Origin of the sequence: Psychrobacter urativorans, from assembly GCF_904846695.1 — a bacterium.
In the GTDB taxonomy this organism is placed as follows: domain Bacteria; phylum Pseudomonadota; class Gammaproteobacteria; order Pseudomonadales; family Moraxellaceae; genus Psychrobacter; species Psychrobacter urativorans.
In genome coordinates, this window is sequence record NZ_CAJHBR010000019.1 from 1 (window position 1) to 12,876 (window position 12,876).

Below are 12,876 nucleotides of genomic sequence, written 5' to 3' on the forward strand. Positions count from 1 at the left end.
TATCCCAAAAAATCCCCTTTAAGGCTGACTTTAAATAAAGCTTCCTTGCGCTACTATGAGCTAGGAATAAATAAAGATTTGGGAAATCTTTATCCTAGCGCAAGAGAAAATTTATAATTTTCTGGCAAGCAATTTTTTAACTTATCCCAAAAAATCCCCTTTAAGGCTGACTTTAAATAAAGCTTCCTTGCGCTACTATGAGCTAGGAATAAATAAAGATTTGGGAAATCTTTATCCTAGCGCAAGAGAAAATTTATAATTTTCTGGCAGGCAATTTTTTAACTTATCCCAAAAAATCCCCTTTAAGGGATTTTTCCTTGCGATACTAAAATTGCAGTGCAATTTTTTAACGTATCTCATCCCATATCTTGCTAAGGCGTTTAGGGGATACCGCCATACGAGTCTTCATCGGTTGGGCGAATAGCTGGATACGATACTCCTCAACCATCCAGCGGTAAGCACTGATCGACTCCTTGTCAGCACGACCTGACAAGCGCTCCATATGTAAGTCTAACGCATAGACCCCTTCTAGATCAGCTTCGATATTGTGCTCAAGGCGCTCAATGCGAACTTCCAGCGCTTCTAAATAGCGGGGATACTGCTGCCACTGACTATAATCCATCCGATAGACAAAATCAGCCAAATGTAAGTCCTCTAGTTGATCTTCGATATCATCAATAGACTCGCCAAATATCTCACGATCGAGCATCAGTAAGCTTTGACGAATGCGTTGCCAACGAGTGTAGACATTTTTAAGTATCTTAATCACATTCTGACCCGTCAATAAAAAGTTACTGACTACTACCTGCAAGGTTTGCTCATACTCCTCAGGGGTGAATGGCAACTCCTCAGCCAAACCTGCAACGGTATCATCGATACTTAACGGTAAGTCATCGCTGTGATCGAATAATACATAATGCTCCTCAAGAGTCGCATCCAGTGCCGCATCAATGACGATAGTTTTTAGCTTTTCCATATCGCCAAGTGGCGCAAAAGACAGCTTAAATATTTTATCTATTTGACTGGTAAGCTGCTTTTTCTTCGCGCCCAATTTGGCTTTCATCAAGGTTAATACCCCGATACGATGCGCCTGTAGAGCAGCTGTAACATCCGTATACTGATGAATCGATACCGCTTCCCCTGCCTCATCAGCCACTAAAGCGGCGAACTGCTTCATCACCACCCCAGCACTGTGATGGTTTTTGCTAAAGTTAAAATGTTCAGGGAAGCTAGTATGTACCCCTTGCTGCTCATTCACCGCTTGCCTAGTTTCGCTAGCATGACGAATTTGCAAGGTTTCTAGGTCACGACCTTTTTCAATAATGCGGTTCTTGTCGTCGACCACGCAGATTTGTGGCTGTAAATAACGATCAATAGTAGACGGATTGAAACTATCTGGCGTCACCGACATAACACCACGACGATTTAACGCTTGGCATAATTGTTTGAGCAAACCCTGAGATTGTGCAGGCTGTAACTCATCGAATAAACTATCTGCGGTATCAGGAATAGGAACAATTTGACGGCGGATCTCTTTAGGCAGAGATTTTAGCAACTGTAGTACCAGCTCAAAGCGCCAACCGGGTACGCCCCATAATAGCTCGATAGCATCCAGTTGCGGTAGCGCTACTAATGGCACGCGAATGGTTACCCCATCGTCATCACTAGAAGGATCAAAGACATAGCGTAATGGCAGTTTCAGATCGCCCAATTGCCATACTTCTGGGAAGTCGCCAGTAGTCGGAGCTTGGCTATTTAATACGTCATCATCAGTGAAAAACAGATACTTGCTATCGCTCTTTTCCATCTCCGCTCGCCAGTCTTCAAAAGCTTTACGGCTAGCGACGTGCTCAGGAATTTTTTTATCATAGAACTGATACAGCGTTTCTTCATCGACTAATAGATCACGGCGACGTAGCTTATCTTCGATACGCTCGACATCAGCAACCTTATCCATATTGTGCTGCAAGAACGGCGCTTGTCGACCAAAATTACCGGTCACTAGACCATCACGAATAAAGATCTCACGCGACTCAACTAGATTCACTTGCTCATAGTTGGTCAGCTGCTTAGGAATGATAATCAGCCCAAACAGACTGATCTGCGCGTAAGCTTTAACACGACCAGTCTTCTTTGACCAATGCGGCTCAAAATAATGGTATTTCAGTAAATTACCTGCCGCTGAGATGATCCATTCGGGTTCAATCTTAGCCACAGTACGCATAAAGACTTGTGAAGTCTCTACCATCTCAAAGGCCATAACCCAAGGGGGTATCTGCTTAAATACGGTACTGGCTGGGAAGATTTTGGCTTTTTGTTGGCGTGCTGCTAAATACTCACCACGATTTTCGGTCTTGTGAGCGATAATCGATAACAGACCCGTTAATAGAGCCCGATGCAAATTGGCATACTTAACCGCTTTAACTTGTTCATCAACAATACTAGTCGGATCATTGTTATTAGACTTATTAGAGTCATCATTATCGTCAGTAAGATTTAGCTCAGTCACCATCTGTACTAGCTGACGATGAGTCTGATGCCATTCGCGCACCCGTGGAAAACTAAGATAGTTGGTTTTGGTAAATTGCTTACGCTGATTACCGGAGAGCTTATTACCGTCCTCATCGTTCTCGAACAAAGCCTTCCACAAACTTAGATAGAATAAAAAGTCTGAGTCATCTTGACGGAATTCTGCATGCTTTTGATCGGCCTGCTGACGCTTATTAGCCGGACGCTCACGCGGATCTTGCACTGCCAGCGCAGCCACTACAATGAGCATCTCACGGATACAATCAAAATCGCTACCAGCAACCAACATACGTGCCAGCCTAGGATCGATTGGCATCCGCGCCATCTTTTGACCAGTAGCCGTCAGACGTAAATGATCTAAACCTGGCTTGCGTGCTGATCTACTATTGGGTTTGCCGTTAGACTGCTTGCCTGATTGCTCAGAGCCTTTATCGTCTTTTTCACTGATGGCCCCTAGCTCATTAAGTAGTTTGTGTCCATCAGCTACTAAACGACTATCAGGCGGCTCGATAAACTCAAAGTCATCAACGCTACCTAGACGCAGATTCGCCATCTGCAAGATAACAGAGGCTAAGTTAGTACGTAGTATTTCAGGCTCAGTAAATTCAGGACGACCCGTAAAGTCCTCCTCGCTATATAGACGAATACAGACGCCTGGGGCCACACGACCACAACGCCCTTTACGCTGATTAGCAGCGGCTTGTGAGATCGCTTCAATCGGTAAACGCTGCACTCGTGAGCGATAAGAATAACGAGAAATCCGCGCAAATCCTAAGTCAATCACGTAACGAATACCAGGTACAGTTAACGCCGTTTCAGCGACGTTGGTAGCGATAACGATACGCCGACCACGACCTGATGGCTGAAAGATACGTTGCTGCTCCTCATAAGTTTGGCGGGCAAACAACGGCAGTATTTCAGTATGCTTAGGTCCATGACGCTCAAGAACTTCTTGGGTCTCGCGGATTTCGGCTTCGGTGGCAGCGAATATCAAGATATCCGCTTGATCAGCATGGGCTTTGTTTTGCGCGTCGCTAAAACATTCTTCGACCGCCGCCACAATAGCACGTGGTAGGTTCTCTTCAAACTCGTCATAACTATCATCATCCGAGCTAGTTACTGGCTCCTCAGTGAGCGGACGATAGCGCACTTCAACGGGAAAGCTACGGCCTTCTACATTGAAGATAGGCGCTGGTACTTGGCGTCTTTGCTTAGCATCGTAATGGCTAAAATATTCGCTAAAACGCTTAGTGTCTAAAGTTGCCGAAGTGATAATTACTTTTAGATCTGGACGCTTGGGCAGCAGTTTTTTTAGATAGCCCATAATAAAGTCAATATTTAAGCTACGCTCATGCGCCTCATCGATAATAATAGTATCGTACTTACTTAAAAACCTATCATGGCCTAATTCAGCCAGTAGGATACCATCGGTCATCAGCTTAATCACCGACTGAGCAGTGCCTTGCTCATTAAAGCGAATCTTAAAGCTGACGGTTTGACCTAGTTTCTCACCAAGCTCTTCTGCGATCCGATTCGATACGCTACGCGCCGCTAACCGGCGTGGCTGAGTATGCCCTATCTGCCCAGTGATACCCCGTCCTGCTAGCATCGCCAGCTTAGGCAACTGGGTGGTCTTACCCGACCCGGTCTCACCGGCAACAATAATCACTTGATTATCGATAATGGCTTGTATCAAATCCTCAGCACGTTGACTCACGGGCAAATCAAGGTTTAATTTAGCAGGTAAATCTTGCGGAATGCTGTCTATGCGTGCTTGTACTGCTTGCTGCGAGCGACTCTTGAGCTTATCGTATTGCGCCCGCTTTTTCGCTAATATTGCGTCGGCTTTTTCGTTGGTTGAGTTTTTGTTAGCTGGCTCTTTACTAGACTGTTTTTTACTAGAGACGGCTGCACGAGTCAGCTCACGCTCAAGGCGGCTTAGCTGATAGCTGTCTTTGGCGAGTACCGGAATCTCCACTAGATTATTCACAACAGCGTCAGCATTAGCCTCAACACTATTAGTTAGCTTTTCTGTTAGGTTAGCGTTATCGGCTTCTGCTATATTTTTTGTATTATTTAAAGTATCAGACATATTTGCTTAGGCTATTTATTATTTATAAGTGGTTAGATTATGGGGTTAATTTGGCTGTGATTCAAGTTACGATTATGTTGATAAGAAAATACTATGTTACCGTCATCTGCTAGTTTTGCTTGATAATATTATCAATTTAATTCTAGTAATTTAGTTAAAATGACTTAATATATGGCACCCTCAAGCTCATAAGAAAACTGCAAATAAGGCAGACTGATGTCTATTCCATTCTATAAAACGATAGCTATTTTACCTATCTTAGCGGTTACGCTTACAGGTTGTCTAAGCACCAAACCATACGAGCCGCCAACAAACGCTGCTATAGCAACCTTAGCTTATGACATTGACCCAGCAACTTTCTATGCTCCTGCTAGATTCATCGATAAGGGATATGCAGAAAGAGTTGATATAGAGTTAGTGCCCAGCCCTTTATCTATTGCATTGGCGGTTAATAATAAGCCTGAGACTGTTTATATGAATTTGGCTAAGCGAGGAGCTTTCAGTGAAATAAATACCTTTGAAGCCAATAAGAAACTAAGGTTTTCTTACCAGCATAAGATGGTTAAAGGCTTAGGTGACTGGCCAGTGTTATGTGTAGTTACTGTAGAAGCTACTTTAGTTGCAAACGGCAACTACCTTTTAAAAGCTCATTCAACCGCTAAAAACTTTAGGAATAAAACTAACTTTATCAATGAAAAAATAGAAGCTGAAGACACTAGTTGTCAGATTCAAATCATTGATACTCAGTCCAGTAAGGTTATAGCAGAGAATACTACACAAGTATTTGAAAAAATGATTCCATTCTACAATCGATTCTAATACTTTGTGCCACTGTTAATTAGAGCAGGCTAAGTTTTCGATCCTAGTACGGACAGAGATTCTTTATTACACTTCAAGTTTATTAGTAGTGCTGTAGATATGCCATCGCTTTGATTTCAATAACACTATCACTCGCTACTGGTATAAATAACCTGTTGTTTCTGAGCAGCCGACTCAAAGAAGGTATGCAGCTGCTGTAAAGGCAGCCTAGGGAAAGGCAAATGCAACGATAGTATTAGTCTTTCAAGCGCTAGCATTTCATCAGCTAAAGCCTTGGCAACTTTAGCTGGAATCTGCGGGTGTTCATAAAGATTATCAATCAGCCAAGTCAATTGTGGAAACTTAGGGTTATTGCGAACTTGATAAAGAGTCGGCACTAAATCATCAGCGACTTGACCGCGTGCTTTACGAAACATACCGTTCTTGTAGTACATATTAATAGCCATATTAGGGTAACTTCTTTAAATTTTTAATACTTAAATAACCGATATAGGACTTATCTTCTATTCGTTCTACAGCTGTCTTATCAACGCTAATCTGTAAGCTTCCTGCGCCTAGCAACTCATTGACGTTATAAATCTCATCGACATCTACCAGCAGCTTATCGTCAATATGCGAGGCGGCATTAAAGGGCGTGTCTTTGTCTTTAAAAGTAAACTGCTTATAGAAATCACTTTGCTTAGCTTGCTTAACCGCCTCAGCTTGGGTCGGCGCTACGATTAGCAGCTTATGATGATACTCTTCAAAGTCATCAGGCAGATAACCTCCTAGGTTAATAAAATACAGTTTTAAATCCTCGGCGGCACTTGCAGCACTTATAGGAGCAGCATCTGAATCGGTTTTAGCAACCCAATCAATATGATAACCGCCCACACTAGTGACTTTACGATAAGAGTCGATATGCCATTTATTTTTTACCTCAGGCCAATGCTCATTGATCGCTGGTATCAGCTCGATAAGCGTATCTGCCACGCCAAAGAACATATCATGCTGCTCAATCAAGCGCCCTTTAGGACGACCGCCAAGTTGAACCATAAAAACTGTAGGCATACTATCTCCGTAAATGCTGTGCGAGGTTTTATCTAACTGTCTTTAGTTACCTTATTCTAGCTTGTACATAGACTTAACAGCGTCAACAAACGTTACTTATTATAGACTCAAGGTAATAAACACATCATCAGACTAGGACGTTGGCATTACTCTACCTGTACGTAAAGCAAAGGCCCAGTCCTCTCGGCCATTGTTCGAGGCTAAGCATGCAGCTGCTTGGTAATCGTAGGGCACTTTGAGCTGCTCAACTTGCCAGCAAAGACCTGTTGACGTTTCGATACCCTCGATAATAGCGTAGCTGGCATGAGTAGAATATGTCTGCATCTTATGGCTGGTGGGTAGCTCATCCTCATAGGCAGGATAACCAACACTACCGGTATTGACGATGATCTGTCCGGTAGACAAAGTGACAGTGCGGGGAATATGGGTATGACCACAGACGATAACCTCAGCACGTTGTCCCGCTAAGCGCTCGATAATGTCACTATCTTCTCGGACACTTGGGGTACCGCTACTGACCTCTTCTAATAAGTACATCATGTCATCGATTGGAGAGCCATGACATAGATAAATTTGTTGATTTAAGCGATAGTCAAAAGGTAGTGAGCGCAACCAATCTATGGCAGCAAGTGGCAAACTATCATAGATAAACGACATAGTCTGATTAGAGGCGATCTCATCCTTTGTTGCCTCATAAATCTGCCGATCTTGATTGCCACGGATAGTAATAATAGGTTTAGATTGGCAAGCTTGATAATTCATCAGCAGCTCATAGGTTTGCTTAGGCGCGATAGGCCCATATAGGATATCGCCTAAATTGACCACTTGCTGTACATCACGATCGTCGATATCAGCTAATACTGCCTCTAAGGCAAAGACATTGCTATGGATATCAGAAATAGCCGCAGTCTTAATGGATGGTTTGCAATCTATAGTTTTGAGCTTAGGGTTGATGGTCATTACAATCTCATATTATCTAAGATATATCAGCGATTAAAGTTAACCGCTATTATTCACCTAACAGGGGACTGATTTACTAAAAACTTTTTGGCAACAGCGACAGTAGTAATAGGGTCTTCTTCATGTGGCACATGGCCCAAATTAGCAAATATCTTTAGCTGGCTGTTAGTTATATCTCGATGAAAAAGCTCAGCATTCTCAGCAGGGATTAACTCGTCTTTTGCGCCCCATAAAATCAACGTCGGTATCGTTAAGGCCTTGATTTCCTCCTGATTCTCAAAGTTATCAAAGTCACGCAACCGCTCTATGAGTGCCTGACGGTTACCTTGCCGTAGGGCCATGTCATAATAGCGCTCGACTAAGGCATCAGTAACTTTAGTCTTATCAGCATAGACACTAATAAGGCTTTTTCTCACCACTGCCCGTGGCAATACATGATTTAAAATAGGGCTTAATATGGGGTACTTGGCTAGTCTAAAACCTATAGGGATACTCTTTGGCATAGCTGGATAGCCAACAGCATCGATTACTATAAGGTTTTTGACATAATGGGGATATAAAGCAGCAGTACGCCAAGCAATTTTGCCGCCTAATGAATTGCCTACTAGCGTCACTTGTTGTAGCTGCAAACTGTCCAATACTTGGGTGACGAATGCGGCATAGTCTGTACTATTATAGGCGCTACGCTTATCAACAAAAGGGCCAGTCAACCCAAAGCCTGGCAAGTCCATACTTACCACGCAATAGTCATCGCTAAGCTCTTTTGTCCAGCCCTCCCACGTATGTAGACTAGCTGAGGTCCCATGTAGCAAGACGATAGTATCGACTTGTTCTATACTAGCTACAGACGCAGAGCTTAGTGACTGGTCGTTGACATCGACAGCGCATTTTTGCGAGCGCCGGATATGCACTTGCATACCTTCAATATTAATAAACTCACTGTCAGGGAATTGCCATTGCTTCAATTGAGCGACACTACGGTCAGGAGCCCAAAACACCGTTAGCAAAATGATAAGCGATATACCAGTGCCAACTATAGCCAGTAATAGTATTTTAGCCAAACGCTTTATCATTCGCGAGCTTCTCGGTGGTTAAGGTTGAACGAGCTAGCGCTTGATTTAATGCTAGTCAATTTTGCAATCTAGCCATTTCATCAGTGGCTTTTCTCATACTCCTCAGCACTCATAGTCTCTATAAGCTTTAAGTCTTGATTGTAAATTTGAACTTTGTTATTAGTAAGCATGATTAGAACGATTTGCTGATCGTCATCGTAATAACTCTCATAGATAGCATCATAATTGAAGGCTTTGACTACTTTACCTTGAGCATTTATCAGTCCTACCTTAGAGTAGTCAGCACCACTATCGTAGTCACTTACCACTAAAAAAGGTAAATATTGTAAAGGGTTTAAACCGGTATACTTAGGTTTTATAATGGTTTTACCTTTATCATCTAATAAGCCATAACGCTCATCAAGCTCAACCATATAGTAATCTGTTCTATTATCAGAGTAGTATGCAAGCATAATGTTATCTACAGAATCATATAAGGGGGCGATAAGCACTTTACCGTTAGGAGTTAATACACCTTGCTTGCCATTTTGAGCAACGACTTTTAAGTTTTCGCTGGCATACATCTCAGTAACTTCAGTATAGGCACTCAAGTCGATGTGCATGATTTGACCTGATGAATCAAGTAAAACCTTTCTACCGTCTTTTTGTGCAAGGATAGTTTTATTTGATAGCTCATAATCAAATTTTTCATAGCTAGTAGGCACTAATACTGCATCATAACGGTCGTTTAGTAGCCCATATTTGCCATTTTTATCTACTATAATGCGACTCTCGAACTGAGACTCTTCTTCTCCAGCCGCAAGACGATAAGGGGATAGAGGTAAAATCGGTCGGCCTACACTGTCAATAATACTTTGCTTATCACCTTGGGTGAGGATATATAAAGGCTCTGACTCTGCATTCTCAATCACAGCGATACTATCAAAAACAATACCAGCAACAGTTTCATTTTGCGTAGTCAGCAAACCATACTCTTGATTTTTCTTGACTAGCAAAGCATTCATCGACTGCGATATCTCATCGTAAAAGAAGGGGATTCTAACGTTATCCTCTGCATCGATAAGTCCAAATTTATTATTGAGTTTGGCTACATATAGGGTGTTATCGAAACCATAATCATTGTCTGTATAGTCTACTTCTGCCTCTTCTGCGCTATCTACTTCTATTTGATCATAGTCTGCTGTTGTCTCTTCCACTGCTTCTGCTGCTTCTACTACCTCTACTGCTTCTGCTGCATCATCGCTCACCGCATATTCGCTCTGTTCTTCTTCCGGCGGTGTCTGTAGCTCTGCTAAAGATCGATCAGCAATATCGATACTTTGTAACTGATCATAGTAGTTAGCTACTATAAACTGCTTAGTGGTTTGATCTTGTCTTAAAATGCCTTGCTTGCCCTTTTGAGTCACTATTATAGGCGCATCTGAGCCGGTAGAGATATACTCAAAACTGGCCGGCAATATGATTTTGCCGTCACTATTTATGATACCGTACTTACCCGCCTGTGAAAATTGATACAGATTATTAGAGGCATTTGTTATAGGCGAATCTGATTCAACTAATGTTTTGCCATTGCCCTTAATAAGCGTGTCGCTGATAAAACCCTCATCCCTGTCATCGCTATTATAACTACTGTAATGATTCTTACTGACTTTGAATACTTGCTCATCGCGGTTAAAATTATCGATGCTCTGGTTGGTTGCCAGTGGCACCACAAACTTCTGATACTGATCCATTAGTCCTGTTTTATCGCCTGATTTGACCATCATAAATAGACGCTCATTAGGACAAGTATCTAGTAAGTTTAACTCATCATAAATGCTAGGGACTAAAGTTTGTTTTTTATCATTTATGAGACCTACTTTGCCCTTTTCAGTTACTTTAAAATAGCTAATATCATTGGTTTCATCATGATACAGTTGCTCGATAGCTACCTTGTTTTCAAATTTGCCACTAGCAGGATACAACCAGTCTTTGCCGCCTTTTACCAATGCGTCCATGCTGATAGCGCCTTGATACTTTGATAAACGATATAAGTCAGCAGGCAGAATCTCTATAGCATCATAGGCAAAGTCGAATATCAGTTGCCCATCGGCACCAATAAGCCCAAAGCGGCCATCACGCTTGGCAATAATCCGTCCATCTTCGTAAGGCGTTACATCGTACAAGCGATCTTGCAACACTTGTCCGTTCTGATTAGTCAGTTGGTAATAGGCTTTGTTAGCCTTTAAAGCTAGCTGATTGGGATGAGTGTCATTACTGTCTTCAATAGTCGTAGTAGGTAGACTATTGCTGCTACAAGAGCAGTCACTAGCAAGCGCTGCTGTTGAGGTAGTTAACGCCGATATCATAAATATAGCCGCTACTAGAGGTTTTATTAAGAAGCCTTTCAGAGACTTTTTGAGGTACAAGGTTTTATTAACATCAATAGTATCAGTGGTAGTAACAGCAGGCTTCATAATCGGCTCCCTAGTCGTAGCGTTAATAGTAATTTTAAACTTATGTTAAGTGATTACAGTAGCTAAAAATAGAAAATTGTGCAATCTTAAAATATAAAAAAATACCAGCATTTACTTGCATGGCTCTCAGAAACGTTATCTTAAAAACCTTAGCAAATAATTACTGGCCATTTTGTCTATAAATGCAAGGCTGCTGAAGTAAACTCTGATCGGCATATAGCCCTAATGAAGTTATACCCGAGTCCTGTTTTTATAACGACTGACCCCAGCAATGACGGTTTGTTCAATCACTCGATCATCGCCAAGCATCATCAGGACAAATAGCTTTTCTTCTAGTGAGCTGGTCTGCGTCATCCGACGCTCAAGTAACGCTGTTGCCCCTAAATCAATAACCACAAAATCCGCTTCTTTATTAGGCATAAAGTTACCGATTTTTTGTTCTAATAACAGCGATTGAGCATTGCCTAAGGTGATCTGATATAACCCTTGATGAGCAGATAAAGGGTTGCTTTGTAATTGCTGAACTTTGTAGGCTTCTGACAACGTAGTGAGCATCGACAAGCTAGTCCCCGCTCCCACATCAGTAGCAATGCTCACTCCGGTATAGCTCAAAGTCTTCGACAGGTCAAATAGACCACTGCCCAAGAACAGATTAGAGGTTGGGCAATGAGCTATTTGGGTACCAGTATCACGCAGCACTTCATACTCTGAGGTGTCAAGATAAATGCCATGTGCCAACGTCGTATAACGACCCAATAGACCCATATCAGCATAAACATCGAGATAGCCTTTATGATTGGGATAAAGCTCGTGTACAAAAGCTACCTCAGCAAGGTTTTCTGCCAGATGAGTCTGTAGATAGACATTATCATAGCTAGCATAGAGCTCGCCCGTCATCTTTAGCTGTTTGGGGCTTGAGGTAATGGCAAACCTTGGCGTAATAGCCACATGCTGGCGACCCCGTCCATGCCACTTATCAATAATGTTTTGGCTGTCGCGTATACCTTGTTCAGTAGGTACACACAGATGCTCAGGAGCGTTTTGATCCATCAGCACATTACCAGTAATCATACGCATATTCAGCTGAGTACTCTGAGTAAAAAAAGCCTCAACCGATTCAGGATGGCTAGTAGCAAATACCATAGCGCTGGTCGTACCATTAGCTAACAGTTGCTGTAAAAAAAACTTCGCGGTATCGTCGGCAACTTTGCGATCGCCAAAGTTCGCTTCCGTCACAAAGGTATAGTTATTAAGCCAATCTAGTAGCTGCTCACCAAAAGCGGCAATCATATCTATTTGTGGATAGTGCACATGAGTGTCAATAAAGCCTGGCAGGATAAGCTTGTGCTTGTGGTCATGGATTTGTACTGGCTGTTGTCCCTGTTGAGTACGGCCATACTCTGCCATTATGCTAGCGCTACTACCGTAATCTACCACTAGGCCAGTCTGATCATCAATGACTAATGCGCCATCAGCGATATACTCTGCAAAGACAGTAATGCCTTTTATAACGGGGTTAAGGATAGTGTGTTTATCAATGCCTGAGGTTTGCATAGGCGCAGACTCTGTGCGCTTATTACTATCACTCTCGGTCAGGTAATGGAGCAGTTGCGCTTGATAAATGTGTAGGGTCATAAATATACCTCAAATAAAACAATAAATAGGGTAACTAATAGGCTAAATAATAGAGCTTTGATAAGACTGCCAAGTATTCAATCACCATAACCTCAGCAAAAAGTCAAAAAGTCAAAAAGTCAAAAAGTCAAAAAGTCAAAAAGTCAAAAAGTCAAAAAGTCAAAAAGTTAAAAAGTTAAAAAGTCAAAAAGTTAAAAAGTTAAAAAGTTAAAAAGTCAAAAAGTTAAAAAGTTAAAAAACCGCCTATAACTTATTATGGCTA

At 42.1% G+C, this 12,876-nt stretch carries 8 protein-coding genes; 1 reads left to right on the forward strand and 7 read right to left on the reverse strand.

Annotation, left to right across the window (positions count from 1 at the left end; all coding sequences use genetic code 11):
* Positions 1 to 346: 346 nt before the first annotated feature.
* On the reverse strand, positions 347 to 4,519 hold the full coding sequence (hrpA, locus tag JMY09_RS11500) for an ATP-dependent RNA helicase HrpA (RefSeq protein WP_379606735.1): 4,173 nt from the start codon (positions 4,517 to 4,519) through the stop codon (positions 347 to 349).
* A gap of 318 nt (positions 4,520 to 4,837) precedes the next feature.
* Between hrpA and JMY09_RS11505 the strand changes: the two genes are divergently transcribed.
* Complete coding sequence (locus tag JMY09_RS11505) at positions 4,838 to 5,440, forward strand: hypothetical protein (protein WP_201623739.1); 603 nt, start codon at positions 4,838 to 4,840, stop codon at positions 5,438 to 5,440.
* Positions 5,441 to 5,568: 128 nt separating this feature from the next.
* Here JMY09_RS11505 and JMY09_RS11510 read toward each other — a convergent pair whose 3' ends face one another.
* The 6 genes from JMY09_RS11510 to guaD form a co-directional block, all read right to left on the reverse strand.
* Positions 5,569 to 5,874 carry a hypothetical protein gene (locus JMY09_RS11510; protein ID WP_201623740.1) on the reverse strand — a complete coding sequence of 102 codons (306 nt, stop codon included), beginning with the start codon at positions 5,872 to 5,874 and terminating at the stop codon, positions 5,569 to 5,571.
* A gap of 13 nt (positions 5,875 to 5,887) precedes the next feature.
* A complete protein-coding gene (locus tag JMY09_RS11515) occupies positions 5,888 to 6,490 on the reverse strand; it encodes a DUF1543 domain-containing protein (protein WP_201623741.1) in 603 nt (200 codons plus the stop codon).
* 132 nt (positions 6,491 to 6,622) lie between these two features.
* A complete protein-coding gene (locus JMY09_RS11520; protein WP_201623742.1) occupies positions 6,623 to 7,450 on the reverse strand; it encodes a metallophosphoesterase family protein in 828 nt (275 codons plus the stop codon).
* A 53-nt stretch (positions 7,451 to 7,503) separates the two neighbouring features.
* A complete protein-coding gene (locus JMY09_RS11525; protein WP_227677300.1) occupies positions 7,504 to 8,523 on the reverse strand; it encodes an alpha/beta fold hydrolase in 1,020 nt (339 codons plus the stop codon).
* An 80-nt stretch (positions 8,524 to 8,603) separates the two neighbouring features.
* Positions 8,604 to 10,979 (reverse strand): WG repeat-containing protein, encoded by a 2,376-nt coding sequence (locus JMY09_RS11530; protein WP_201623743.1) that lies wholly within the window; start codon positions 10,977 to 10,979, stop codon positions 8,604 to 8,606.
* 231 nt (positions 10,980 to 11,210) lie between these two features.
* Positions 11,211 to 12,614, reverse strand: coding sequence for a guanine deaminase (guaD, locus tag JMY09_RS11535; RefSeq protein ID WP_201623744.1), 1,404 nt, complete (start codon positions 12,612 to 12,614; stop codon positions 11,211 to 11,213).
* Positions 12,615 to 12,876: the final 262 nt, after the last annotated feature.

Bases quoted from the DNA above. Each gene is read 5' to 3' on its own strand.
- JMY09_RS11505 (WP_201623739.1), top strand. From the start codon at position 4,838: ATGTCTATTCCATTCTATAAAACGATAGCTATTTTACCTATCTTAGCG.
- JMY09_RS11515 (WP_201623741.1), bottom strand. From the start codon at position 6,490: ATGCCTACAGTTTTTATGGTTCAACTTGGCGGTCGTCCTAAAGGGCGC.
- guaD (WP_201623744.1), bottom strand. From the start codon at position 12,614: ATGACCCTACACATTTATCAAGCGCAACTGCTCCATTACCTGACCGAG.
- JMY09_RS11520 (WP_201623742.1), bottom strand. From the start codon at position 7,450: ATGACCATCAACCCTAAGCTCAAAACTATAGATTGCAAACCATCCATT.
- JMY09_RS11530 (WP_201623743.1), bottom strand. From the start codon at position 10,979: ATGAAGCCTGCTGTTACTACCACTGATACTATTGATGTTAATAAAACC.
- JMY09_RS11510 (WP_201623740.1), bottom strand. From the start codon at position 5,874: ATGTACTACAAGAACGGTATGTTTCGTAAAGCACGCGGTCAAGTCGCT.
- JMY09_RS11525 (WP_227677300.1), bottom strand. From the start codon at position 8,523: ATGATAAAGCGTTTGGCTAAAATACTATTACTGGCTATAGTTGGCACT.